The sequence below is a fragment of the Pseudomonas sp. IT-P100 genome, from assembly GCF_949767185.1.
Lineage (GTDB): Bacteria > Pseudomonadota > Gammaproteobacteria > Pseudomonadales > Pseudomonadaceae > Aquipseudomonas > Aquipseudomonas fluorescens_B.
Window position 1 is genome coordinate 62,940 of record NZ_CATKQK010000010.1, and the last position, 25,518, is coordinate 88,457.

At 60.5% G+C, this 25,518-nt stretch carries 23 protein-coding genes; 9 read left to right on the forward strand and 14 right to left on the reverse strand.

Going from position 1 to position 25,518, the window contains the following annotated elements:
- Window positions 1-63 precede the first annotated feature (63 nt).
- A complete protein-coding gene (locus ACM6IQ_RS07815) occupies window positions 64-1,872 on the reverse strand; it encodes a monovalent cation:proton antiporter-2 (CPA2) family protein (protein WP_017339489.1) in 1,809 nt (602 codons plus the stop codon).
- 184 nt (window positions 1,873-2,056) lie between these two features.
- Here ACM6IQ_RS07815 and ACM6IQ_RS07820 point away from each other — a divergent pair, with 184 nt between their 5' ends.
- Window positions 2,057-2,362: an RcnB family protein gene (locus tag ACM6IQ_RS07820; RefSeq protein ID WP_017339488.1), complete on the forward strand. Its 306-nt coding sequence runs from the start codon at window positions 2,057-2,059 to the stop codon at window positions 2,360-2,362.
- A gap of 144 nt (window positions 2,363-2,506) precedes the next feature.
- Here ACM6IQ_RS07820 and ACM6IQ_RS07825 read toward each other — a convergent pair whose 3' ends face one another.
- The 3 genes from ACM6IQ_RS07825 to ACM6IQ_RS07835 all read right to left on the reverse strand — a co-directional run bounded on the left by ACM6IQ_RS07825 (window position 2,507) and on the right by ACM6IQ_RS07835 (window position 5,050).
- Complete coding sequence (locus tag ACM6IQ_RS07825) at window positions 2,507-3,580, reverse strand: diguanylate cyclase domain-containing protein (RefSeq protein WP_414878445.1); 1,074 nt, start codon at window positions 3,578-3,580, stop codon at window positions 2,507-2,509.
- A gap of 67 nt (window positions 3,581-3,647) precedes the next feature.
- Window positions 3,648-3,989 (reverse strand): protealysin inhibitor emfourin, encoded by a 342-nt coding sequence (locus ACM6IQ_RS07830; RefSeq protein WP_414878446.1) that lies wholly within the window; start codon window positions 3,987-3,989, stop codon window positions 3,648-3,650.
- Entirely contained in the window at window positions 3,986-5,050 is a 1,065-nt protein-coding gene (locus ACM6IQ_RS07835) for a M4 family metallopeptidase (RefSeq protein WP_414878447.1), read from the reverse strand. The genes ACM6IQ_RS07830 and ACM6IQ_RS07835 overlap by 4 nt, the downstream gene beginning before the upstream one ends.
- 143 nt (window positions 5,051-5,193) lie before the next feature.
- On the opposite strand from ACM6IQ_RS07835, the gene ACM6IQ_RS07840 reads away from it, so the two are divergent.
- Window positions 5,194-5,532, forward strand: coding sequence for an FKBP-type peptidyl-prolyl cis-trans isomerase (locus ACM6IQ_RS07840; protein WP_017339484.1), 339 nt, complete (start codon window positions 5,194-5,196; stop codon window positions 5,530-5,532).
- Window positions 5,533-5,553: 21 nt separating this feature from the next.
- Here the strand turns inward: ACM6IQ_RS07840 and ACM6IQ_RS07845 are convergent, their stop codons facing one another.
- From ACM6IQ_RS07845 to ACM6IQ_RS07855, 3 genes are all read right to left on the reverse strand, one after another.
- Complete coding sequence (locus ACM6IQ_RS07845) at window positions 5,554-6,297, reverse strand: SDR family NAD(P)-dependent oxidoreductase (RefSeq protein WP_414878448.1); 744 nt, start codon at window positions 6,295-6,297, stop codon at window positions 5,554-5,556.
- A gap of 218 nt (window positions 6,298-6,515) precedes the next feature.
- Window positions 6,516-7,547 (reverse strand): D-cysteine desulfhydrase family protein, encoded by a 1,032-nt coding sequence (locus tag ACM6IQ_RS07850; protein WP_414878449.1) that lies wholly within the window; start codon window positions 7,545-7,547, stop codon window positions 6,516-6,518.
- A gap of 108 nt (window positions 7,548-7,655) precedes the next feature.
- Entirely contained in the window at window positions 7,656-8,768 is a 1,113-nt protein-coding gene (locus tag ACM6IQ_RS07855) for a cytochrome P450 (RefSeq protein ID WP_414878450.1), read from the reverse strand.
- An 82-nt stretch (window positions 8,769-8,850) separates the two neighbouring features.
- Here ACM6IQ_RS07855 and ACM6IQ_RS07860 point away from each other — a divergent pair, with 82 nt between their 5' ends.
- Window positions 8,851-9,615, forward strand: a complete 765-nt coding sequence (locus ACM6IQ_RS07860) for an ArsR/SmtB family transcription factor (RefSeq protein WP_414878451.1) — start codon at window positions 8,851-8,853, stop codon at window positions 9,613-9,615.
- Here ACM6IQ_RS07860 and ACM6IQ_RS07865 read toward each other — a convergent pair.
- Window positions 9,612-10,220, reverse strand: coding sequence for a LysE family translocator (locus ACM6IQ_RS07865; RefSeq protein ID WP_414878452.1), 609 nt, complete (start codon window positions 10,218-10,220; stop codon window positions 9,612-9,614). The two genes, ACM6IQ_RS07860 and ACM6IQ_RS07865, sit on opposite strands and share 4 nt — an antisense overlap.
- Window positions 10,221-10,314: 94 nt before the next feature.
- Here ACM6IQ_RS07865 and ACM6IQ_RS07870 point away from each other — a divergent pair, with 94 nt between their 5' ends.
- Entirely contained in the window at window positions 10,315-11,247 is a 933-nt protein-coding gene (locus ACM6IQ_RS07870) for a LysR substrate-binding domain-containing protein (RefSeq protein ID WP_414878453.1), read from the forward strand.
- A gap of 75 nt (window positions 11,248-11,322) precedes the next feature.
- Here the strand turns inward: ACM6IQ_RS07870 and ACM6IQ_RS07875 are convergent, their stop codons facing one another.
- From ACM6IQ_RS07875 to ACM6IQ_RS07895, 5 genes are all read right to left on the reverse strand, one after another.
- Entirely contained in the window at window positions 11,323-12,342 is a 1,020-nt protein-coding gene (locus ACM6IQ_RS07875) for a branched-chain amino acid aminotransferase (RefSeq protein WP_414878454.1), read from the reverse strand.
- Window positions 12,343-12,583: 241 nt separating this feature from the next.
- Complete coding sequence (lpdA, locus tag ACM6IQ_RS07880; protein WP_414878455.1) at window positions 12,584-13,966, reverse strand: dihydrolipoyl dehydrogenase; 1,383 nt, start codon at window positions 13,964-13,966, stop codon at window positions 12,584-12,586.
- A gap of 3 nt (window positions 13,967-13,969) precedes the next feature.
- Window positions 13,970-15,241, reverse strand: a complete 1,272-nt coding sequence (locus ACM6IQ_RS07885) for a dihydrolipoamide acetyltransferase family protein (protein WP_414878456.1) — start codon at window positions 15,239-15,241, stop codon at window positions 13,970-13,972.
- Window positions 15,242-16,300 carry an alpha-ketoacid dehydrogenase subunit beta gene (locus ACM6IQ_RS07890; RefSeq protein WP_414878457.1) on the reverse strand — a complete coding sequence of 353 codons (1,059 nt, stop codon included), beginning with the start codon at window positions 16,298-16,300 and terminating at the stop codon, window positions 15,242-15,244.
- Between the two features lies 1 nt (window position 16,301).
- Window positions 16,302-17,537, reverse strand: coding sequence for a 3-methyl-2-oxobutanoate dehydrogenase (2-methylpropanoyl-transferring) subunit alpha (locus tag ACM6IQ_RS07895; RefSeq protein WP_017339473.1), 1,236 nt, complete (start codon window positions 17,535-17,537; stop codon window positions 16,302-16,304).
- A 185-nt stretch (window positions 17,538-17,722) separates the two neighbouring features.
- Here ACM6IQ_RS07895 and bkdR point away from each other — a divergent pair, with 185 nt between their 5' ends.
- A complete protein-coding gene (bkdR, locus tag ACM6IQ_RS07900; protein ID WP_017339472.1) occupies window positions 17,723-18,211 on the forward strand; it encodes a Bkd operon transcriptional regulator BkdR in 489 nt (162 codons plus the stop codon).
- Between the two features lie 95 nt (window positions 18,212-18,306).
- On the opposite strand, the gene ACM6IQ_RS07905 is transcribed toward bkdR, so the two are convergent.
- The gene (locus tag ACM6IQ_RS07905; protein ID WP_414878458.1) at window positions 18,307-19,170 is read right to left on the reverse strand and encodes an MBL fold metallo-hydrolase; all 864 of its coding nucleotides are present in this window, start codon (window positions 19,168-19,170) and stop codon (window positions 18,307-18,309) included.
- A gap of 161 nt (window positions 19,171-19,331) precedes the next feature.
- Here ACM6IQ_RS07905 and ACM6IQ_RS07910 point away from each other — a divergent pair, with 161 nt between their 5' ends.
- The 4 genes from ACM6IQ_RS07910 (at window position 19,332) to nahK (ending at window position 25,498) form a co-directional block, all read left to right on the forward strand.
- Window positions 19,332-20,138, forward strand: coding sequence for a sulfite exporter TauE/SafE family protein (locus tag ACM6IQ_RS07910; RefSeq protein WP_017339470.1), 807 nt, complete (start codon window positions 19,332-19,334; stop codon window positions 20,136-20,138).
- 175 nt (window positions 20,139-20,313) lie between these two features.
- Window positions 20,314-21,498: a porin gene (locus ACM6IQ_RS07915; RefSeq protein WP_414878459.1), complete on the forward strand. Its 1,185-nt coding sequence runs from the start codon at window positions 20,314-20,316 to the stop codon at window positions 21,496-21,498.
- Between the two features lie 270 nt (window positions 21,499-21,768).
- The gene (gene nosP, locus ACM6IQ_RS07920; RefSeq protein WP_253427595.1) at window positions 21,769-22,932 is read left to right on the forward strand and encodes a nitric oxide-sensing protein NosP; all 1,164 of its coding nucleotides are present in this window, start codon (window positions 21,769-21,771) and stop codon (window positions 22,930-22,932) included.
- Window positions 22,901-25,498, forward strand: a complete 2,598-nt coding sequence (gene nahK, locus ACM6IQ_RS07925; protein WP_017339467.1) for a hybrid sensor histidine kinase/response regulator NahK/ErcS' — start codon at window positions 22,901-22,903, stop codon at window positions 25,496-25,498. The genes nosP and nahK overlap by 32 nt, the downstream gene beginning before the upstream one ends.
- Window positions 25,499-25,518 lie beyond the last annotated feature (20 nt).

The window sequence follows — 25,518 nt, forward strand, 5'->3', positions numbered from 1 at the left end:
GCATGCCAGATGCGCTCTAGTGTGGGGTGCGGGCTTGCACGCGATGAGGCCCTCACATTCACTTCAACTCTTACTGGATTCTTCTTCCAGCTGATCGGACTCAAACAGCTTCGCCAGTTCCGCCCTGGCTTCCTGCGCAGTCTGCAACACCTTCGCCGCATCGTCATACACCGCATGCTGCGCTTCCAGCACCTGTTCATCGTGATGCTTGAAGCGCTTGATCCGCGCATCGGCCTGAGCCTGGGTCAGCCCCAGTCCTACCAAGGTGCGCCGGCTCATTTCCAGACTCGAATAATAGGTTTCCCGAATCGCCTCGGCCCCCAGGTCCACCAACCGGTGCACATGCTGGCGGTTACGGGCGCGGGCGATGATCTTGATGTGTGGATACAGCCGGTGTACCACCTCGGCGGTCTTGATATTGGTGTCCGGATCATCGGTGGCGATGATGAAGTACTCTGCCTGCTCGACCTTGGCCGCGCTGAGGATTTCCGGGCGCATCGGGTCGCCATAGAACACCGGTACGCCGCCAAAGCTGCGCGACAGTTCGATGGTCTCCACCGAAGTGTCGAGGGCCACGAACTTGATATTTTGCGCACGCAGGATACGGGCGACGATCTGTCCCATCCGGCCCATGCCGGCGATCACCACGCGGGGTTCGTCGGTGTCGATCTCGCGGAATTTTTCCGGCACCACCACAGGTTGCACCTTCGGTGTGACCAGTCGCGCGCAGAGCAGCAGCAACAACGGCGTCACGGCCATGGACAGCGTGATCGTCAGCACCAGCAAATCGTACAGGCGCGGCTCGAACAAGCCCTGATCCCGTCCGATCTTGAACACCACGAACGCGAATTCACCACCGGCGGCGAGCACGATGCCGAGGCGAATCGCACTGACCTTGCCCAGGCCACCGGCCAGTCGACCCACCACAAACAGCAGCGGCAGCTTGATGGCGATCAGCAGCAGTGTCAGCCCCAGCACCGTGATCGGCGCGCTGAGCAGCAAACTCAGGTTCGCGCCCATGCCGACGCTGATGAAAAACAGTCCCAGCAGCAAACCCTTGAAGGGTTCGATCTGTGCTTCCAGCTCGTGGCGATACTCGGAGTCCGCCAGCAGCAAACCGGCGAGGAACGCGCCCAGCGCCATCGACACGCCCACCAGGTCCATCAGCCACGCCGTGCCAATCACCACCAGCAACGCGGTGGCGGTGGAGACTTCCGGTAAACCGGTCCTGGCCACCACGCGGAACACGGGTCGCAGCAGATAGCGACCACCAATGACCACCACCGCAATGCTGCCCAATACCCGCAAACCGTGATTCAAATCCTCGGCCGCACTGCTGGTGTGATCGCCGCCCGCCAGCAGCGGCACCATGGCAATCAACGGGATCGCGGCGATGTCCTGGAACAACAGAATTGCAAAGGCCAGGCGCCCATGCGGACTGGTCAGTTCCTTGCGTTCAGCCAGGCTTTGCAAACCAAACGCAGTGGACGACAACGCCAGGCCCAGGCCCAGCACAATCGCGCTGTTCAACGGCTGGCCAAACACGAACAGCGCCAACACGCCAATCACCGACCCGGTCAGCAGCACCTGCGCCAGGCCGACGCCAAACACTGACTTGCGCATCACCCACAAGCGCCGAGGCGACAGCTCAAGGCCAATGATGAACAGCAGCAATACCACGCCGAGTTCGGAAATATGACTGACGCTCTGCGGATTGCCGATCAGGCCCAGCACCGACGGCCCGATAATCACGCCAGCAAACAGATAGCCCAGCACCGCCCCCAGTTGCAGGCGCTTGGCCAAAGGAACGGTGAGCACCGCCGCGAACAGAAACACGACAGCGGCTTGCAACAGGTTGCCTTCATGGGGCATTGGGAAACTCCAGAACTCGGTACGGCGGGGGGCACAAGGATAAAGGCTGCGACGGCAGGCGTCAGCCCGGATGGCAATGATTGTATGAATGGTGCGTCGTTGCCTCCGTCACGCAACCACAAGGAATGTTTCTGTGCTGCCGCAGTCGGAGTTCAGAGACCACGACATTACTGGAGCTTCACCCATGAACAGCAAGACCCTTATCGCCAGCCTCGCCCTCGTCGCAGGCATCGCCGGCATCAGCTCGATCGTTCAAGCCGATGAACCGCAAAAAACTGTCCAGCCCGGCGTCAACAACACCCGCGAACTGGTGGTCGGCGACCGCGCCCCGGATGTTTACCAGCGCAGCGAGAAGGCCATCGGCAACTGGAAGGCAAAGGGCCTGAAAGCCCCGAAGGAACAGGCGCAGTGGGTGCAGATCAATGACAAGTACATGATGGTGATGATCACCAACGGGACGATCATGGATATCACGCCGGTGGAGCGTTAAGCCGCCAGCAACAATTGGGCATGGACGGTTGATTGTCATTGTCCAGGCTCGCGGTAAAGCTCCACGGCGATGTCGTTGACTGGACGTCTGGAGCGACTCGTTTTCAACGACGTTGCCTATGGCCAAGGTTACGACTGAACAGTTTCACTCAACCCGACTATGACTCAACGTCTGCTCACCCAGCCGATACTGGTTATTCCCGCTGCGTTTTGCCTCATACATCGCCAGGTCGGCAATATGAATCAACCGGTCCATGCTCGGCGCATGGTCCGGAAACACCGCGACGCCCAGGCTGGTGCCGATGTGGCGATGGTCGTTGCCGATGGTCACTGGCGGTGAGAGTTCGACGAAAATTTTCTGGCAGATACGTCGGGCTTCGTCTTGCAGGCAGCCACCTTGAGGCAGGCCCTGGAGGATGACCACGAATTCGTCGCCGCCGATGCGGGCGACGGTGTCGGTTGCGCGCAGGATCCTCTTCAGGCGCGTGGCGGTGGTGACGAGTACGCGGTCACCGGCGGCATGGCCGTAATGGTCGTTGATGGCCTTGAAACCATTGAGGTCGACGAACACCAGGGCTACTCGCGTGGCAGTGATTCGCGCCTGCTCCAGTGCTTGGGACAGGCGTTCTTCGAGCACCAATCGATTGGGCAGGCCGGTCAACGGATCGAAGTGGGCCAGGTGCTGCAAGTAACTGGCGGAAGCTTTTTCCTCGGTGATGTCACGGACCACGCCCATCATCTTGATCGTTTCATCGTGATCGTTCTTCACCACGTTGCCGGTCTCGCGTAGCCAGCGAACGGTGCCGTCGGGCCAGATCACCCGGTATTCCTCGTCATGATTCTCGCCGGTTTCCAGGCAACGCAGCTCACCGGCCCGCACCCTGACCCGGTCGTCGGGGTGCACGCAGGCGCAAAACAAGGCGTAGGAGGGCGTCACTTCGCCGATCTTGAAGCCGAACATGCCGTAGATCGCTTCCGACCAGTAGAGCCGGTCGGTGTCGACATCCCAGTCCCAGGTGCCGATCCTGGCGAAATACTGGCTGCGTTTGAAGCGTTCGGCGTCGCCATCCTGGTGGATGGTTTGTCGTTCGGACAGGTTGGTAATCAGCGCACGGTACTCGGCCAACTGCTTTCGCTGCGAGCGTTCGCGGCAGATCAGCAGGATGATCAGGGCAACTACTAATGAGCCGAGGGCTGCGCTGGTCCAGACAAAATTCATTCAGGGTTTGCCATCATGGCGTGCCATCATCACGAAAAGGTGTGCTTATGTTAGTTCACACGCTTGCTCAATTGCACGGCCCCCCCTGAAGAAGTACACCTTTGTCCCACAACTGCACCAGTTCCCCCGGTGCCTGATCCTCGGGAACATTCAGCACCCAACCACCACCCTGATCATTGACGCGCGAACGCACTTCGATTTGATAGAAGCGTTGATCGCCCTGACCGCAAGACTCCCGGGCCAGTGGCAGGCAACCCTCCAGCAACGTGCAGATACGCGCGCGCTGATCGAGATCGCAGTGCGTGAACTCGATTTCACGGGGGCGGGTCAAGGCGTGGACCCTCGCGAAACCACCCTGACGGGACAGGCGAACGACGGTTTCATCGCCCAGCGCTGGCAGCGTTTTCATGAACCCTCCTGACTCGGTTTAACACCTACTTCGGCCCATCCGTGTTTTACCGCTCGGGCTTCGTCGGTGCCGAAGCGGTTGCGAGCGTGGGCAACGGTCAGTTGCGCGAACTGCTCGAACGACGCTTCGCCGGGCAGACGTTTGTCGCACAGCGTGTCGTACCAGATGCGCCCGGCCTTCTCCCACGCAAATCCGCCCAAGGTTTCGGCCACCAGATAAAACGCTCGATTGGGGATGCCGGAATTGATGTGCACACCGCCATTGTCTTCCTGAGTGATGACGAACTTGCGCATGTGATCCGGTTGCGGGTCCTGGCCGAGCAGCGGGTCGTCGTAAGCCGTGCCCGGATGAACCATCGAACGCAAACCGACGCCCTTGATGCGAGGCGTCAGCAAGTCGGCGCCGATCAGCCAGTCCGCCTCTGCGGCTGTCTGACCCAGCACGCGTTGCTTGATCAGCACCCCGAAAACATCCGATATCGACTCATTCAATGCCCCGGACTGGTTGGCATAGACCAGGCCGGCTTCGCTTTCGATCACGCCGTGGCTCAGTTCGTGGCCGATCACATCCAGCGAGCGGGTGAAGCGCTCGAAAATCTCGCCGTCGCCGTCCCCGAAGACCATTTGTGCGCCGTTCCAGAATGCGTTTTCGTAATTCTGGCCGTAATGCACACTGCCGATCAGCGCAAAACCCTGATTGTCTATCGAGTCGCGCCCCAGCACCTTCCAGAAAAAATCGTGACTGGCACCCATTGCATCATAAGCCTCGTCAACCGCTGCGTCGCCCGTCGCGGGCTGGCCTTCAAGGCGCGCGGGCATTCCCGGCAGCAGCATTTTGCCTTGCGCATCATGAATGCTGCGCTGGACCTGACCGGGTTTAGCCGAAGTGGGCAGGATCGCCGCAGCGGAAGAAGGCACCGACAAACCCGGCGTGTGCCGAAGCGTGCGCACGTGGGTCAAGGTGATCATCGCGCTGGAGCGCTGACGCTCGGAACCGTGGGCGATGATTCGATTGAGAATGTAGGGCGGAATGAAACTGCGCGGTGATCGTTGATCGGTCATCTGAGCGTCCTTTGCTGAGCACGAGGTCGATACTCATGTGAGCGGAAGCCAAGGGCTTCGGTTCCATGGATTGCCTTCGGTGCAGAATTCTGCGAAAACCTTCGTCCGCGCCCCGGACCGGGCGACCGTAAACGAGTAGAAGCATGAACGACGAACTGCAAATCATCGATATTGAGCCGGGCGATGGCAAAGCCGCCGTCAAAGGTGCACTGATCACCACCCAGTATCGTGGCTGGCTGGAAGACGGTACCGAATTCGATTCTTCCTACAGCCGAGGCAAGCCTTTCCAGTGTGTGATTGGCACCGGGAGGGTTATCAAGGGCTGGGATCAAGGGATCATGGGCATGCAGGTCGGCGGCAAGCGCAAGTTGCTGGTGCCGGCGCACCTGGCCTATGGCGAGCGCACCATGGGCAAGATCACGCCGAATTCGAACCTGGTTTTCGAGATTGAATTGCTGGAAGTGCTGACGCGGGATGATTGATCCCACATCAGCTGAAACGCCTTATCGCAGCGTGTAACCACTGTCGACAATCCAGTCCTGCCCATACACGCTGCGAGCACCGCGACTCAGCTGGAACAGGATCACGTCCGCCACCGCACCGGCTTCGAGGAATTTCCCATCGAGCAGCCTCAGGTTGACCGCGGTGGCGACGTCACCCAACTCTTCGGTCTTGAGCCCCAGGGTCGACCAGATCGGCGTTGCCGTTGGGCCGGGCGAGACGGTGTTGATGCGGATTCCGAAGGGGGCCAGCTCAACCGCCAGGGTTCGTGCATGGGCGATCAGTGCTGCCTTGGAGGCGATGTAAGCGGCCAGGCCGGGAAAGGTGATTCCGGCCAGGAACGTGCCAATGAATACCACTGAAGCGGAATCGGCCAGGTGGCTGCGCAGGCACGCCAGGGTATTCAGCGCCCCTGCACCGTTCACTGCCCATTGCCGGTCGAAAGCTGAAACATCAAGGCCATCGGCCAGTTGCGCGATGCCAGCGTTGGGGACCACGAAATCCACCGGTCCCAGGACTTTGGCGCGCTCGGCTAACCGGTCGAGATCCTCCTGGCGGGTCACATCCCCATCGACCCAGGCCAACTGGTCGCTGAAGCGTTCCGCCAATCCCGCCAGTCCACCGAGCTGGCGTGACATTGCCAAGACGCGAGCGCCCTGTTCCAGCAGGCGTTCGGTGACGGCCAGGCCAATGCCGGAGCTCGCGCCGGTGACGACCGCCAGGCGATTCTGAAATTCATTGTGCATGCAGCAATCCTTTTACTCATGGGCAGCCTGTTTTTTGGTTGGTGCGTTCGCAGGCCAATCGAGCGCGCGAGAACGTCTTCAAAAAACGGGCCAATGCCAGAAGCCTTGCAGATTGCGGTTTGCACGGAGGGTGTTGTTATTTTGACTAAGTCATTGAAGAGTCTTAGTGACTGCTTTTGCAGTCATTAAGACTCTTCCTGTTTCTTGAGGTTCGGCTTTTATTTCTGAAACGTTTCCCGATAGGCATACAACCCAGGCGTCCCGCCGGTCATCACGAACAGCACGTTGTCGCCGTCACGGAAACGACCTTGTTTCAGATCGGCCAACAGGCCCGCAAACGCTTTGCCGGAATACACAGGGTCGATCAACAGACCTTCCGCACGCGCCATCAGGCGTACGGCGTCTTGCATGGCCTGGGTCGGCAGACCGTAACCATCGCCCAGCTGACTGCCGTCAATCACGATGTCCTCGGGCGGTACGAGGGCGTTGCTGCCCAGTAACGCCAGGGTGTCCCGGGTCAGTTTCAGGGTCCGGGTCGCTGACGAGTCGCGATCCGATAACACCGAGTAAGACTTGACGAGGGCTGTGCCTCGGCCCAGCAACTGGAAACCGGTCGCGAGCCCGGCGTGGGTGCCGGCGCTGCCGTTGGGCACCACGACCTGGGTGAAGGTGAGGCCGAGCGCCGTCTCCTGCTCCGCGATTTCCGCTGCGCAACGCGCATAGCCGAGACTGCCCAGCGGGGTTGAGCCGCCCATGGAAATCACCAGCACCTTGCGCCCCGATTCCCGAAGTTGCGCCGCTCGCGCCTCGGCCCGGGCGAGTGAGTCGGTGCCTGCGGCCAGCACTTGCAGCTGTGCACCAAACAATTGGTCGAGCAGCACGTTGCCGTTGAGTTCGTAATCCACCTCGGATTTGGGCACCGAGCGGGTGAGGATTAATTCGCAATCGATGCCCAGACGCGCGCAGACCGCCGCGGTCAGTCGCGCATGGTTGGACTGCACACCGCCCACGGTAATGACCGTATCGATGCCGGCCTGCTGCGCGGCACCGATGTGGAATTCGAGTTTGCGCAGCTTGTTGCCGCCACCGCCCAGCAGCATGTGATCGTCGCGCTTGAGAAACAGGCGGATTCCCCGGGTCTGCAGGCCCAACAGCTGTTCGAGACGTTCGGCGCGCTGAATGGGCGTTGAACCTTGCAGGAGGTCTGCTCGCGCAAAAGCACTCAGTGACTTGTCCAGTTGGGTTTGCATCGATGGCGCCTCGCTGACTGTTATCAGCCTGACTCTATGGAGAAAGTCCGTCGTGATAAACGCATCGCCAGTCATTTCACCTTTAACCTGATGTAACTAATTGGCCCTTCATGCGAACAGTGGAATTCGACCATTCAGGGAAGGGCGGTAGTGCCAGGTCAATCGGCCCAGCAAGGGTTTCAAGGCCAGGATCTGCGCCAATGTGGCGCTGGCGATGTTCAGGGCGAGCGTCTGGCCCGGGCATTGATGACGTCCCGAACCGAAAGTGAAGCTGTGACGCTGCGGACGCTCGAACATGAAGGTATCAGGCTGATCATTGAGCTGCAGGTCACGATTGGCCGAAGCCAGCAGCACCAGAATCACATCGCCGGGCTGCAGGCTCACACCTTCGATTTCACAGGGGGCGGCGACAAACCGGCGGGTGTTCTGAACCGATGGATCGAAACGCTGGGCTTCAGCTACCAGGTCGTCAATGCTGATCGAATCACTCAGCCACTGTGGGTTTCGAATCAACGCCAACAACGCGTTACCGATCAGCCCGGCGGTGGCCTCATAGGTCTGGGAGAGCAGGCCGATGAGATTGGCGATCATTGCATCGCTGTCGGCGGAACCCGCCGCAAACCGCTGGCGAATACCGGCGAGCAAGCCGCTTTGATTGTCCGGGTCATCCAGCAATTCAACGAAATAACCGCTCAACTGTTCCGCCGCCGCATGGGCATCGTTCAGTTGTGCCTGATCGCTGAGGGGCGACAGGCACGCGACGAACTCCGCGGTCAGCTCACTGACGATCCGGCCCTGCGCAGGCGTGAACCCCAGCAGGGCCGCCACCACGCACACCGGGCCACGGAACATCGCCTTGTGCAGCCCATCGGCGTCCGCACTGATCAATCGCGCGCCGACCAGCGCAGTGATCTCATCCCTGTCGATCATCGCCAGCCCTGGTTGAATGGCCGACCTCGGGCAGCGCTGGCGTTCGCCTTCATTCATCCGCATCAACTGACTGAAGACCTTGCCGGCCACACCGCTGGCAATGGCCTTGGGCACCGGCTCATGAGCCGGCCGCACATGACAGTCAGCATGCGCGAGCACCGCCACCACAGCCTTGGCGCTGCTGGCGACCCACAGCTTTAGTCCTTCGTGAAAAACCAGCCCACCTTGAGCGCGCAATTGCGCGTAATAAGGATAAGGATCGGCGTGAGTCGCAGCGATGATCGGGTCCATGGGGCGCAACCTTGTTCGTGGTTGAAAAAGTGTTGCTACTATCTCCAGTCCGAATGGCCCTTGATTCGTCCGGGAGCGAAATATGAACGTAGAACAACACGACATCGGCGTTTCTCAAGTGGCCGCCGCGATTGCGGAACCGGCGCGGACCAGGATCCTCTGCTCATTGATGGACGGCCACGCCCGCACCAGCACCGAGCTGGCGGCGATTGCCGAGGTCAGCGCTTCCACCGCCAGCGCGCACCTGGCCAAACTCAAGGAGTTGGCGCTGGTGCGCCTGCACGTTCAGGGACGCCATCGCTACTACAATCTGGCGGACAAGCGCGTGGCCCAGGCACTGGAAGCATTGATGGTGATCGGCCAGAACACGGCGCCGACCTTCAACCCGCGCACGCCGGACCGCCTGCAATTTGCCCGCACGTGCTACGACCATATGGCCGGCACGCTGGCGGTGTTGTTGCATGACCGGCTGCTGGAAAACGGCTGGTTGCTGGACACCGATGAGCAGGCCTATCGGCTGAGCGACAGCGGCGAAGCGCTGTTTGAAGGATTGGGCATTGAGGTCAAGGACCTGAGCACCCTGAGGCGGCGGTTCGCCTGTCCCTGCCTGGACTGGAGCATGCGCCGGCCGCATCTGGGCGGTTCACTGGGGGCGGCGTTGCTGCAGACGGCGATCCAGCGCAAATGGGTGACTCAGGATCTGGACAGCCGCGCGCTGACGTTGACGGCAACGGGGCGAAAGGAATTCAGCAGCCGGTTTGCCGTTGAACTGCCGGTTCAGGTCACGACAGCACAGCCTGCGTCCACCGAGCCCAAGCGCCGCGCGATCGCCAGTTCTGTGCCTTAACGATTGGCCGAGGCCATCAGTACGCCGAAACCGGCGAAGGTTACGCCCGAGACTTTCGCCGCCAGCCAGGAACCTTTCGCGCTCGATAACCAGCCTTTGGCGGCATTGGCGAGCAAGGCATAGCTGCCATGCACCAGAACAACCAGTACGGCGTAGGAGGCGACGAGCTTGAAGAACTGGGTGGAGAAGTGCGCCGAGGTGTCGATGAATTGCGGGAACACCGCCAGAAAGAAAAACACAGCTTTGGGGTTCAAGAACTGAATGGAAGCCGCTTCAAGGAAGCGATAGCCCGGACTTGAGGCGCGCGTTTCAAGCAGCGTACTGAAACGATCCGAGCGCCAGCTTTTGTAACCCAGGTACAACAAATAGATGGCCCCTGCGTATTTCAATACGGTAAAGGCATTGGCGGAGGTGCCGAGGATCAGGCCGACACTCGTGGCGCTGATGGTGGCTACGACAAACGCCCCCGACGCGATCCCCAGAATGCCCGGCACCGCCCCTGTCCATCCGTGGCGCACCGCGTTGGAAAGGGTCAGCACCACGCCAGGTCCTGGGCTCAAAATGGTCAGGGTGGCAAACAGTAGAAAGAGTCCGTAGCTGTTCATGTCTTGCTCCGTCAGGTGGTGCAGGCAGATTGGCGCGACGACGTGGGCGTGACAAACTCTTTAAATGCAGCGCATAGGTGACTAAATTAGACGCATGATTAATCAACTACCACCGCTTAATGCTGTGCGCGCTTTCGCTGTTGCTGCTCGTTATCAGAGTTTCAGCCTGGCGGCCGAGGAGCTGCATGTCAGTCACAGTGCCGTCAGCCGACATATCAAATTGCTTGAGGAACACTTGGGGGTGCTGCTGTTCGAGCGGCGTGTCCGCCAATCGGTGCTGACGCCGGCCGGTCAGCGCTTTTATGAACAAGTCAGTGCCGGGCTGGCGCAGATCGCCAACGCCGCCGCTGCGCTCAAACACCATGCGTCGCTGCCGACCGTGAAGATCAATGTCCGTCCCTCCTTTGCCATGCTCTGGCTGATGCCCAGGCTGGAGGATTTCATTGCGCAGCACCCGGACATCACGCCGCAGGTGATCACCCAGACCCAGGCACCGGATCATGCACGCGACGGGTTTGACATCGTCATACGCCGTGGTCGTGACGATTGGGCCCCGGCGATTGAGGCGCAAGCCCTCTTCGAAGACGAGCTGTTGCTGGTCGCGGCACCCTCGCTCATCCAGCGCCAGGCCCTTGAGGACCTCGCGTCCCTGGGGCGGCACACGTTACTGACCGCCAAGGCGCGTCGCGAAGACTGGCACAATTGGGCCCTGCACTTTGGTCAAACCCAGTCAGCCACTCAGCTCACCCGGCAGTTTGATCACATGCACCTGGTGCTTGAGGCCGCCGTGGATGGGCAGGGCATCGCCTTGTGCCCGACCTCTTTGCTGGGCACCCACCTTTCGAGCGGTCGCCTGATTTGCCCGTTGCCCGAGTTGCGGATGCCGTTGCCGCGTTATTACTACGGTGTTGCGCCGGATGTGACGGCGCAGGCACGAGTGTTTGTCGAGTGGTTGTTTGCGCGGATCGAAAAGGATTCCGGACAGGTGGGGGCGCAAGGTGATTCGCCTGCAAGTGACCGGCGCTGAAAGACGGCCGGCCAACAAAAAACCCACCCGACGCATTCGCGAGGGGTGGGCTTCTTTAGTGCCTGAAGTGCTGGATCAAACCTTGACGATCCAGCCTGCTGGCGCTTCGATCTCGCCAGTCTGTACGCCCGTCAGCTCTTTGTAGAGCTTCTGGGTAACCGGGCCGACTTCGGTTTCGCTGTGGAACACATGCAGGTGGTCGTTGTAGCTGATGCCGCCGATCGGGGTGATCACGGCAGCCGTGCCGCAAGCGCCGGCTTCCTTGAAGTCGGACAGCTTGTCGATGAACACGTCGCCTTCAACCACTTCCAGGCCCAGACGCGTCTTGGCCAGCTCGATCAACGACAGGCGGGTGATACCCGGAAGCACCGACGGCGAGTTCGGGGTCACGAACTTGTTGTCGTGGGTGATCCCGAAGAAGTTGGCCGAACCGACTTCCTCGATCTTGGTGTGGGTCATCGGGTCCAGGTAAATGCAGTCGGCGAAATGCGCTTTCTTGGCCTGGGAACCTGGCATCAGGCTGGCGGCGTAGTTGCCACCGACCTTGGCCGCGCCGGTGCCTTGTGGAGCGGCACGGTCGTAGCTGGAGATCAGGAAGTTGTGCGGGGTCAGGCCACCCTTGAAGTAAGCGCCGACCGGGATGCAGAAGATCGAGAAGATGAATTCCGGTGCGGTACGCACGCCGATGTTGTCACCCACGCCGATCACGAACGGACGCAGGTACAGCGCGCCGCCGGTGCCGTAAGGCGGGATGAAACGCTCGTTGGCACGGACCACGTCCTTGCAGGCTTCGATGAACTGCTCGGTGGGCACCTGTGGCATCAGCAGGCGGGCGCAGCTGCGTTGCATGCGTGCGGCGTTCTGGTCCGGGCGGAACAGGTTGATCGAGCCGTCCTTGCAACGATAGGCCTTCAGGCCTTCGAAGCACTGCTGGCCATAGTGAAGGGCAGTGGAGCCTTCGCTGATGTGCAGCACATTGTCTTCGGTCAGGGTGCCTTTGTCCCACTCGCCATTACGCCAGTGCGACAGATAGCGCTTGTCTGTCTTGATGTAATCAAAACCCAGCTTGTCCCAATTGATGCTTTCGTTACCCATGACACCCTCTATCACTTAACAACCGCCGAAACGGTTCAAGGCTTCTGACGTTTTTTGGATGGGGACAACAATACTTCATTCCGGACCTGTTTCGCAGCCCGGACTATCGGATGACAGGCAGATAAATCGGGTTGGCCTCAAGAAATCGCCAGCAGGTTAGCTCCCACAGGAGAACGCATTCCAAACGTGGGAGCTAGCTGCGGGCGATGGGGCCATCTCTGCCGCCATCCTTTTCTCTGAATCACAGGTGCAGCGCATGCCCCAAAGCACGCAACGCGGCTTCCTGCACCGCTTCACCCAAGGTTGGATGCGCGTGAATCGTGCCCGCAATGTCTTCCAGCCGGGCGCCCATTTCCAGGCTCTGGCCAAACGCGGTCGACAATTCCGAAACACCCACACCGACCGCCTGCCAACCGACAATTACATGATTGTCCCGACGAGCGACGACTCGCACGAAGCCGCTTTTCGACTCCAGCGTCATCGCCCGGCCATTGGCCGCGAACGGGAAGCTCGAAACGATGCAGTCCAGGCCCGCCGCCTTGACGTCGTCCGGGGTCTTGCCGACTACCACCAGTTCCGGGTCGGTGAAGCACACGGCGGCAATAGCGGTCGGGTTGAATTCGCGGGTTTTACCGCTGATCAACTCGGCGACCATCTCGCCCTGAGCCATGGCCCGGTGTGCAAGCATCGGTTCGCCGCTCAGGTCGCCGATGGCGTAAACGTTACGCATGCTGGTCTGGCAGCGGTTATCGATCTTGATCGCCGAGCCATTCATGTCCAGATTCAGCGCTTCGAGGTTCCAACCCTGAGTGTTCGGTTTGCGGCCCACAGCCACTAGCACCTGATCGGTTTCCAGGTTCATCGTGCCGCCACCCGGTTCAAGAACTTGCAGAGTATTGCTAGAAGAATCAAAGCCTTGGACGCTATGTTTCAAGTAAAGCTTCACGCCAAGTTTTTTCAGTTCATCGTGAACAGGCTGGGTCAGTTCGGCGTCGTAGGCCGGCAGGATACGATCCTGCGCCTCGACCACGCTGACGTCGGCACCGAGCTTGCGATAGGCAATCCCCAGCTCCAGACCGATGTAACCGCCACCGACCACGACCAGGCGTTTCGGTACAGCAGTCGGCGCCAGGGCTTCGGTGGAGGAAATGATCGGTCCGCCAATCGGCAGCATCGGCAGGTTCACGCTTTTCGATCCGGTGGCCAGCACCAGGTGCTCGCACTGAATCCGTGTGTCGCCGACTTCAACGGTCTTGCCGTCGATCACTTTCGCCCAGCCCTGAATGACCTGAACCTTGTTTTTCTTCAGCAGCGCCGAGACGCCGGTGGTCAGGCGATCAACGATGCCATCCTTCCACTCGACACTCTTGCTGATGTCGAGGGTCGGCGCGGAAACGCTGATGCCCAATGCCGAGTTTTTGCTGTGGTGCTGAGTCTGATGGAATTGTTCGGCAACGTGAATCAAGGCTTTCGACGGAATACAGCCGATGTTCAGGCACGTCCCGCCCAGCGATTCGCCTTCCACCAATATGGTTGAAATGCCCAGTTGGCCAGCACGAATTGCCGTCACATAACCGCCAGGGCCGCCGCCGACGATCAGCAACGTGGTGTTCAAAGTCTGCATGTCTTACTCCACGAACAGGGTGGCGGGTTGTTCGAGCAGGCCACGCACGGCCTGGATGAATTGCGCCGCGTCCATGCCATCGACCACGCGATGATCGAAGGAACTGGAGAGGTTCATCATCTTGCGGATCACGATCTGGCCTTTGACGACCATCGGGCGTTCGACGATTTTGTTGACGCCGACGATTGCCACTTCCGGCAGGTTCAGCACTGGCGTACTGACGATCCCGCCCAACGCGCCGAGACTGGTCAGGGTAATGCTCGAGCCGGACAGTTCATCGCGAGCGGCCTTGCCAGTGCGCGCGGCGGTGGCCAAACGGGAGATTTCCTGAGCGTTGTCCCACAAACTGCGAGCTTCAGCGTGACGCACCACCGGCACCATCAAGCCGATGTCGGCCTGGGTGGCGATGCCCACATGCACCGCGCCGAGGCGGGTGATGACCTGGGCTTCGTCGTCGTAACGGGCGTTGATCTGCGGGAAGTCGCGCAGGGCGACGACCAGCGCACGGACGAGGAACGGCAGCAGTGTCAACTTGCCCCGGGTCGCGCCGTGTTTTTCATTCAGGTGTGCGCGCAACTCTTCCACGGCCGTGACATCGATTTCTTCGACATAACTGAAGTGGGCAGCGCGTTGCGTCGCGTCCTGCATGCGCTGGGCAATCTTGCGACGCATGCCGATGACCGGGATTTGTTCTTCGTCGTTGCGCTGTGCGTATGCGGCAGTGGCGGTCGATGCATTCGACTGGCCTTGCGCCAGATAGGCCTCGAGGTCTTCGTGCAGCACGCGACCGGCAGGGCCGGTGCCACGCACCAGACGCAACTGGATGCCGAGATCAAGGGCATGTTTGCGTACGGCCGGGGACGCCAACGGGCGTTCATCGGCTTCGCGAGCCACCATCGGGCTTTGGCATACGGCTGCTCGTGGCGCCGCAGCAGGGGCTGGTTTGCTTTCCACAACGGCTTCGACTTTCGGCGCCGGTGCTTCTTTCACGGCAGCAGCCACAGGCTGTGCCGACTCTTTAACATTGCCCGCGCCTTCGACTTCAATGCTGATCAGGACGCTGCCCACCGCCATGACTTCGCCGGGCACACCGCCCAGCGCGATCACCTTGCCGTGCACCGGCGAAGGAATGTCGACCATCGCCTTGTCGGTCATCACATCGGCCAGCACCTGATCTTCGACGACCATGTCGCCGACCTTGACGTGCCACACCGACAGTTCAACTTCTGCAATGCCTTCGCCAATGTCCGGCATTTTAATAACGTGCGTGCCCATTCAGACCTCCATGACCCGTTTCAACGCCGCGCCCACCCGGGACGGACCAGGGAAATACGCCCACTCTTGCGCGTGCGGGTAGGGGGTGTCCCAGCCGGTGACGCGTTCGATCGGCGCTTCCAGGTGATGGAAGCAATGCTCTTGCACCAGGGCGACCAGTTCGGCGCCGAAGCCGCAAGTACGGGTGGCTTCGTGAACGATCACGCAACGGCCGGTTTTCTTCACCGACTTGACGATGGTTTCCAGGTCCAGTGGCCACAGGCTGCGCAGGTCGATGACTTCAGCGTCGATCCCGGTTTCTTCAGCGGCGACTTGCGATACGTAGACCGTGGTGCCGTAAGTCAGGATGGTCACGTCCTTGCCGGGACGGGTGATGGCAGCCACGTCCAGCGGCACGGTGTAGTAACCGTCCGGCACTTGCGCAGCCGGGTGTTTCGACCACGGGGTGACGGGACGTTCGTGGTGGCCATCGAACGGGCCGTTGTACAGGCGTTTCGGCTCAAGGAAGATCACCGGGTCATCGTTTTCGATGGAGGCGATCAGCAAGCCTTTGGCGTCGTACGGGTTGGACGGCATGACCGTGCGCAAGCCGCAGACCTGAGTGAACATCGCCTCGATACTCTGGCTGTGGGTCTGGCCACCGTAGATGCCGCCGCCGCACGGCATGCGCAGGGTCATCGGTGCGGTGAACTCGCCGGCCGAGCGATAACGCAGGCGGGCGGCTTCGGAAATGATCTGGTCTGACGCCGGGTAGACGTAATCGGCGAACTGGATTTCGGCCACCGGGCGCAAACCGTAAGCGCCCATGCCCACGGCAACACCGACGATGCCGCTTTCGGAGATCGGCGCGTCGAATACGCGGGAGGTGCCGTACTTGTTCTGCAAGCCTTCGGTGCAACGGAACACGCCACCGAAATAGCCCACGTCCTGGCCGAACACCACGACGTTGTCGTCACGCTCAAGCATCACATCCATGGCCGAGCGCAGGGCCTGGATCATGGTCATGGTGGTCGTGGTCATGGCGGTTTCCAACTCGATTTTATTGTTGTGATCGTTCATGTCAGATCCCCAACTCTTGACGCTGGCGCTTCAAGTGCTCCGGCATCTCTTTGTAGACGTCTTCGAACATGGTCGCGGCGCTCGGAATCTGGCCGCCGGCGAGGGTGCCGTACTGCTCGGCTTCTTTCTGCGCGGCGATCACTTCAGCTTCCAGTTCGGCGCTGACGGCAATGTGTTCCTCTTCGGACCAGTGGCCGATTTTCACCAGGTGCTGCTTGAGGCGCGCAATCGGATCGCCCAACGGGAAGTAGCTCCAGTCGTCGGCAGGACGGTATTTGGACGGATCATCCGATGTCGAGTGCGGGCCGGCACGGTAGGTGACCCATTCGATCATGGTCGGGCCGAGGTTGCGGCGGGCGCGTTCGGCGGCCCAGGCAGAGGCGGCGTAGACCGCGACAAAATCGTTGCCATCGACCCGCAGGGAGGCAATGCCGCAACCGACGCCACGACCGGCAAACGTGGTCGCTTCACCGCCGGCAATCGCCTGGAAGGTGGAGATCGCCCACTGGTTGTTGACCACGTTGAGGATCACCGGCGCACGGTAAACGTGAGCGAAGGTGAGGGCGGTGTGGAAATCGGATTCAGCCGTGGCGCCGTCGCCGATCCAGGCCGAGGCGATTTTGGTGTCGCCCTTGATCGCCGAGGCCATGCCCCAGCCTACGGCTTGTACGAATTGAGTGGCGAGGTTGCCGGAAATGGTGAAGAAGCCGAAATCCTTGACCGAATACATGATCGGCAACTGACGGCCTTTGAGCGGATCGCGCTCGTTGGACAACAGTTGGCAGATCAGGTCTACCAGCGGCACTTCACGCGCCATCAGGATGCTTTGCTGACGGTAGGTCGGGAAGCACATGTCATCGACATTCAGGGCCAGGGCCTGGCCGCTGCCGATGGCTTCTTCGCCAAGGCTCTGCATGTAGAACGACATTTTTTTCTGGCGTTGAGCGACAACCATGCGGTTGTCATAGATCCGCGTCTTGAGCATGGCGCGCATGCCTTTACGCAGGATCTCGACCGGGACGCCTTCGGCCCATGGACCGAGGGCATTGCCCTGATCGTCGAGCACGCGAATCAAGCCCTTGGCCAGGTCGGCGGTGTCGGCGGGTTCTACGTCAATGGCGGGTTTGCGCACCGTGCCAGCGTCGGTCAGACGCAGGTAGGAGAAGTCGGTTTTGCAGCCTGGGCGGCCCGAAGGTTCGGGAACGTGCAGGCGCAGCGGTTCGTACGCTTGGTTCATGGCTTCTACGCTCGATCTTGTGAATTTCTTGTAGTGAGCTGACCGTCATTCCTCTGTGGAGGAAATCTTGTCCTACAACAATCATAGGCCCGGCCAAGAAGAATATTTCTCTCTGTTTCGTTGCGCTTGAGATCATTTGAGGATAAAAAATCTTCATAAACATAAAAAACAGGTGGTTTTGTCTCATGCGCAAACTGGACCGTACCGACATCGGCATTCTCAACAGCCTCCAGGAGAACGCCCGCATCACCAACGCTGACCTTGCTCGCTCGGTGAACCTGTCGCCGACGCCGTGCTTCAACCGGGTCAAGGCGATGGAAGAATTGGGCCTGATTCGCGAGCAAGTGACGCTGCTGGACGCCGATCTGCTGGGGTTGCATGTGAACGTGTTCATTCACGTCAGCCTGGAAAAACAGGTGGAGGAGGCGTTGCAGCATTTCGAGGAAGCGATCTCGGATCGCCCGGAAGTGATGGAGTGCTACTTGATGGCAGGCGATCCGGATTATCTGATCCGGGTGCTGGTGCCGACCATTCAGTCGCTGGAACGCTTCATGATGGACTTCCTCACCAAGGTTCCCGGCGTGGCCAACATCCGTTCGAGCTTTGCGCTGAAGCAGGTGCGTTATAAAACCGCGCTGCCGTTGCCGGCGAATGGGTTGACACTGGCCAATTGAAAATCAAAGGATCGCAGGCTTCGCCGCTCCTACATTGACGGTATACGCCGTGACACCGAATCCTGCAGGAGCCTGCGATTCTTTGATTATGATTTTCAGAGCTTGTTGATCGGGATCTTCAGGTATATGACGCCATTCTCTTCAGCCGGCGGAAAATGCCCCGCCCGCACGTTCACCTGAATCGCCGGCAGCAACAGCGTCGGCATGCCCAACCCCGCATCCCGCTGGGTGCGCATCGCAACGAACGCGGCTTCGTCGATGCCGTCGTGAACGTGGATGTTGCTCTTGCGCTGCTCGCCGACCGTGGTCTGGCATTGGGGCTCGCGCGTTTCAGGCGGATAGTCGTGACAAACGTAGAGCCGCACGCTGGCCGGAAACGCCAGCAACTTCTGGATCGAGGCAAACAACTGGCTGGCATTGCCGCCGGGGAAGTCGCAGCGCGCGGTGCCGACATCCGGCATGAACAAGGTATCGCCCACCAGAATGATGCTGTTGCCGATCAGATAGGCCATGTCCGCCGGGGTATGACCGGGCACATGCAGGGCCTTGGCCTTGAGGTTTCCGATCATGAACGATTCGTCCGGGGCGAACAGATGATCGAATTGCGAACCGTCCACCGCAAATTCCGGTTCAAGATTGAACAGGCTTTTGAACACCCCCTGAACCTTGCTGATCGACTGGCCAATCGCAATTCTGCCGCCCAGCTTCCGGCGCAGATACGGCGCGGCGGACAAGTGATCGGCATGGGCGTGGGTTTCCAGCAGCCATTGCACCTGCAGCTGATGTTCACCCACGAAAGCGATGATTTTATCGGCCTGGGTGGTGGCGGTGCGTCCGGCGGCCGGGTCGTAGTCGAGCACCGGGTCGACGATCGCACACGGGCCGCCGTCGGCTTCGTAGATCACGTAACTGTAGGTCGACGAGGCAGGGTCGAGGAAGGCTTCAATCAAGGCGGGCATGGTGGCCGTTTCTTTTGGGACAAGCCTTGAGGGTAGTGTCAATTTCCCTGCGCTGACCAGCCCTACAACAATTCAATTGATGTAAAAAGCTGCGCGGGTTCTATCCTGTCAGTCATCGATACCGGGCGTTCCCGGCTTTTGTCATGGATTACGAGCGTTCTATGTTGCTGGCAAGTTTTTTTGGTGTGGTCATGGGCCTGGTCCTCGGCTTGACCGGTGCCGGTGGCGGCATTCTTGCGGTTCCGGCCCTGGTGCTGGGGTTGGGTCTGACCATGACTCAGGCGGCACCCGTCGCCTTGTTTGCGGTGGGAAGCGCGGCGGCGGTCGGGGCGATTGACGGGTTGCGCCATGGTTTGGTGCGTTATCGCGCAGCGCTGTTGATTGCATTGCTGGGGGCGATTTTTTCCCCGGTCGGCATCTACTTCGCCCATCAGTTGCCGGAAAAGATCCTGATGATTCTGTTCAGCCTGCTGATGGTCATGGTGGCCTGGCGGATGCTGCGCCGCGAGCGCCAGGACGAAGGCCCGAGCGACCACGGGCACGCCAACTGGGGACAGAAAAACTGCATGCTCGATCAACAGACCGGACGCTTTTCCTGGACGGCAAAGTGCACCGCGACTCTCGCGGCATTGGGCGCGGTGACCGGTGTGGTTTCCGGTCTGCTCGGGGTCGGCGGCGGGTTCCTGATCGTCCCGGCGTTCAAGCAACTGACCGATGTGCAGATGCGCGGGATTGTGGCGACGTCCCTGATGGTGATCAGCCTGATTTCCGCCATCGGCGTGATCGGTGCGTTTCATGCCGGGGTGCGGATCGATGGCCTGGGCGTGGCATTCATCATTGCAAGCGTGGTCGGCATGATCATTGGCCGACAGCTGTGCGCCCGAGTCCCGGCCAGGGTCCTGCAGGTCGGCTTCGCCAGCGTCTGCGTCGTGGTCGCGGCCTACATGCTGTTCAGAGCGGGTGTCTAACGGTCTTACACCCTAAGTTCCGGGCCCTCGTCGTGGCCCGGTCTTACGCCGAATTTGCTGCACTCCACCCGCCACGCCAAAGCACTTCAATACCCCCTCCAAGGCAGCGTATGACGCCGCCGGTCAGCTTTCGATAATCGCCTCCGACATCCAGTCCCCCGCTGCGGAGCGCGTCATGCACAACAATAAGAATTTCAAGCATCGTTACTTGCCAGCCTTGATCGCCGGCCTGTCGACCCTCGGTTTGAGCTCAATGGCCGAAGCCGAGATCATGCTGTACGACAAGGACCAGACCACATTTTCCACCGACGGCTATATCAACGCGTTTTACGTGAACAGTGATGTGGACCGCGCCGGTGATCAATACGATCGTCGACAGGCGCGGGTCAAAATGGGCTTTCTGCCCAACTACCTGGGCTTCAACATGGGCAAGCAGGTCGATGATCTCAAGCTCGGCGCCCGGGCGTCGTTCTGGGTGACGATCAACGACAGCGAAACCAACGGCACCGACACGGCTATCGATGTGCGGCAGTTCTACGGCACGGTGGCCAACCCTGAATGGGGTGAAGTGCTGATCGGCAAGGACTTCGGCCTGTTTGCCCGTTCCAACATCCTGCTCGATGAATTGCTCGCCGGTTACGGTCAGGTCAGCGATACCCTGGGGCTGGTGGATGGTGGCGGGGTGTCGTTCGGCAACATCGGCAGCGGTTATCCGTACCCGTTCCCGACCTCGCAGATCACCTATCGCACACCGGTGATGGACGGCTTGCGGGTGGCGGTGGGGATCATGGACCCGGTGGACACCAACGACAGCAGCCCGACGGGCAAGGCGTATCAGGAGAACCCGCGGACCGAGAGCGAGATCACCTATCAGTTCGACGTCGCCGGAGCGAAGATTTACAGCTGGGTCAACGGCAGCTACCAGACGTCGGACAATACCGACTCCACGGTGCAGTCCGTCACCTCCAAAGGCGTCGGCTATGGCGTTCAAGCGAAAATGGGCGGGTTGTCGCTGACCGGTTCCGGCTTCCAGGCCAAGGGCATCAACCCGTTCTTCACCAACAACGCCGGCGAACCGACGTTGCGCAACGTCGACAGTGACGGTTACCTGTTGCAGGGCTCCTACAAACTGGGGAAAAACCGCCTGGCCTTGTCCTACGGCAAGACCAAGGACGATGGCAACGGCGTGGTCGGCAGCGGCGCAGACTACGAGACCCGTGGCATCGCGCTGTTCCATGACGTCAACGACAACCTGAAGCTGGTGGCCGAGTACAACCAGTTCGAAATCAACGGTCACGACACCAGCGCGCAGAACGAAGACACCGACACCTTTGCAGTGGGGGCGGTGCTGACCTGGTAACCGCTGGCGATGTAGATCATCTGTGGTGAGGGAGCTTGCTCCCGCTGGGGCGCGAAGCGGCCCTGGTTCTGGTCGCGCATCGGCCGGTTCCGGGCCTGCTTCGCAGTCCAGCGGGAGCAAGCTCCCTCGCCACAAATGTGTCAGCGACCAGCCTTTGATGTCCGACTCTCATCCCATCGAACCGCCTGACCGCTACCCAAGTAGCATACGTGGCAGCCCCTGGCCTTCGTACACTCCAACCTCATACATGCGCACCTGCGGGAGGCGACGATGCAGCAGGTCCAGAGCGAAGGTGTCGTCAGTGCAATGTCCCAGTCGACCGATGCCGAACAGGTGGCTCAAGAACTGGCGCGGCAACTGTTGCATCCGCATTTGGGGTTCGTGTTGTTTTTCTGTTCCGCCGAGTACGACTTGCAGGCGCTGGGTCAGGCCTTGCAACAAAGCTTCGGCGGTATTCGCCTGGTCGGCTGCACCAGCGCCGGTGAAATCACCCCGCTGGGCTACGGTCGCAACTGCGTGACGGCAGTGGGGTTCGACCATCGGCATTTTTCCATCGACGCCGAACTGATCGACGAGATGGAGCGATTCAGCCTGATCGACGCCCAGCAAATGGTCGAGCGTCTGGTCAGTGGCTGTCGCAGCAACACCCTGGCGCCGATCAAGGGCAACAGTTTTGCCCTGACCCTGCTGGATGGTTTGTCCAGCCGTGAAGAAATGGTCCTCGCAGCGCTGAGCGCAGCGTTGGGCGACATCCCGCATTTCGGTGGTTCGGCCGGCGACGACAATTACCTGACCCATACCCACGTCTATTTTAATGGCGAGTTTCACAGTGGCGCGGCGGTGGTGGTGCTGGTCAACACCTGGCTGGATTTCGAAGTCTTCACCACCCACCACATCCTGCCGCGGGCGGAAAAACTGGTGGTCACTGGCGCCGACAGTGCTTCGCGCCGGGTGTTCGAACTGAATGCCGAACCCGCCGCCGAGGAGTACGCCCGGCACATCGGCGTGCCCGTGGCCGAGCTCGATCACCGGGTCTTCGCCGCCCACCCGCTGGCGGTGCGGATCAACGATCAGTACTACGTACGGGCAATCCAGCAGGTTCATCCGGACCTGAGCCTGAGTTTCTACTGCGCGGTGGAAAACGGCATCGTCCTCACGGTCATGACGCCGGGCCCGATGCTGCCGAACCTGCAAAATCTGTTCGAGGGCTTGCAGGAACGCCTCGGTGACCTGTTGCTGACCATCGGCTGCGATTGTTTTCTCAGGCGTCTGGAACTGGAAGACGGCGGCAGCCTCGAGCAGATCGGCACGTTTTTGCGGGACCAGCGGGTGATGGGTTTCAACACCTACGGAGAACAGTTCAATGGCATGCACATCAACCAGACCTTCACCGGGGTTGCCATTGCCCGAGGCCGGTCCCCTGGACATCGTTGAGCTTCAGGCGCAAGTCGCCAGCCTGCGACACGAAAACCAGAAACTGCAGCGCATCAATGGCGCGCTGATCGAACGGATCGAATCCGGTATCACCCGCGGCAACGACCCGTACGCGGCGTTCCAGCATTCGGTGGTGCTGGCCGAACAGGTGCGTGAGCGCACCGACGCCCTGAACCAGGCCATGGCCGAACTCAAGTCGGGCAATCATTTGCTCAGCGAAGCGCGCTTGCGTGCAGAAACCGCGCATCAACACCTGATCGACGCCATCGAGAGCATTTCCGACGCTTTTGTACTGTTCGATGCCGACCAGCGAATCGTGCTGTTCAACAGCCGCTTCAAGGCGTTCTGGGGCAACAGTCGGGTGCGGATCAACGCCGGCATGCGCCTGGCTGAGGTCAAGCGGCTGATGCTGTCCACCGGCCTGTTTACCGAAGAACCGCGCGGGCAGGCCGACGAAAATCTGCTGTTCCGTTTGCAGGATGGTCGCTGGCTGCAAGTCAGCGAACGGCCGACGCAAGAGGGCGGGCGGGTGATCCTGTTCACCGACATTACCGACGTCAAACTCAGCGAAACGGTGCGCCGCGAGCAGGCGGTGGCGCAGAAATCCCATTTGCTGCAACGGGCGGTCGACAACCTGTCCCAAGGCGTGGCGATGGTCAACGCCGACGGCATTCTGGAGTTGTGGAACCGGCGCTTCCTTGAACTCAGCGGCCTTGCGCCGGTGGCGGCGCATCGGCCGTTCGCCGAAGTGATCGCCGACAGCGAGTTGAACCTGTTGACCCCGGCCAGTCGAGACGGCAACGGGCGCCCGGTGCAGGAATGCGAGCAGCGCCTCTACGATGGCCGGGTCCTGGAAATCCGCACCCATCCGTTGCCCACCGGCGGCTTCGTCAACACCTTCACCGACATCACCGAACGCTACCAGCACGCCGAAGCGCTGAGCGAAAGCGAGCGCTGGATTCGCCTGATCACCGACCACGTACCGGCACTGATCGCCTACCTCAATGCCGATCTGGTCTACGAGTTCACCAACAAGGTCTACGAAGAATGGTACTGCTGGCCGCGCGGCGTGATGCTCGGGCAGAGCCTGCGCGAGGTGCACAGCGAGCAACATTATCAGCGGCTGGAAGCCTACGTGGCCCGGGCACTGGCCGGTGAAAGCGTAACGTTCGAGTTTGCCGAAACCAACATCAACAATCAGGAGCGCTACATGCTGCGCTCCTATGTGCCGAATCGGCTGGCCACCGGGGAGGTGGTGGGGATTTTCGTGTTGATCCGCGATATCACCGAGCGCCGCCGTACCGCCGAGGCGCTGCACCAGGCCTATCAGAACCTTGAGCTGCGGGTACGTGAGCGCACGGCGGAACTGACGAACCTCAATGACCAGTTGCTGCGCGAGATCGACGAGCGTCGGCGCGTTGAATCACGCCTGCGCGAAGCCAAGCTCGAAGCCGAACAGGCCAACCTGTCGAAAACCAAATTTCTCGCCGCCGTCAGCCATGACTTGTTGCAGCCACTGAATGCAGCGCGACTGTTTACCAGTGCCTTGCTCGAACGCCGGGAACCGGTGGCCAACGAGATTCTGGTGCGCAATGTCAGTAATTCCCTGGAAGACGTGGAAAACCTGTTGGGCACCCTGGTGGATATTTCCAAACTCGATGCCGGGGTGATCAAGGCCGACATTGCGCCGTTCGCCTTGAGCGAGTTGCTGGAAAACCTCGCCGCCGAGTACACCCAAGTGGCCCGCAGTGAGGGGCTTGAGCTGCATTTCATCGCGTGTTCGGCACTGGTGCGCAGCGACATTCAATTGCTCGCGCGGATCCTGCGCAACCTGTTGAGCAACGCGATTCGCTACACCTACAGCGGCCGGGTGGTGCTCGGTTGTCGGCGTCATCATCAGCGGCTGACGATCGAAGTCTGGGACAGCGGCATGGGCATTGCGGATAACCGTCTGGAAGAGATTTTCCAGGAGTTCAAGCGTGGCGATGTGCAGCGTCCGGATCAGGATCGTGGTTTGGGCCTGGGGCTGGCGATTGTCGAGAAAATTGCCGGGATTCTCGGGCACCGCATTCACGTGCGTTCGTGGCCGGGCAAGGGTTCGATGTTTTCCGTCGAAGTACCGCTGAGCGCCACGGCACCCATGGCGCCGCCGAGCCTGCAGATGAGTGAGCCGATGCTCGAGCGTCTGCGTGGCGCGCGGGTGTGGGTGCTGGACAACGACGCGGCGATTTGCGCCGGCATGCGCACCTTGCTTGAAGGGTGGGGGTGCCTGGTGGTGACGGCGCTGTCGGAGCAGGACCTGGCGCGGCAGGTGGATAACTACCATGAAGAAGCGGACTTGCTGATCGCCGACTATCACTTGGATGACGAGCAGAACGGCGTGGATGCGGTGGCCCGGATCAACGCCCGGCGCGGTTCAGCCATTCCGGCGATGATGATCACCGCCAACTACAGCAATGAGCTCAAATTGCAGATTCGCGAGCTGGGGCACACCTTGATGCACAAACCGGTGCGGCCGATGAAGCTGAAGACGGCGATGAGTCATTTGCTCGGACTGTCCCGTTAACTCCCTCCGGACACTGAATC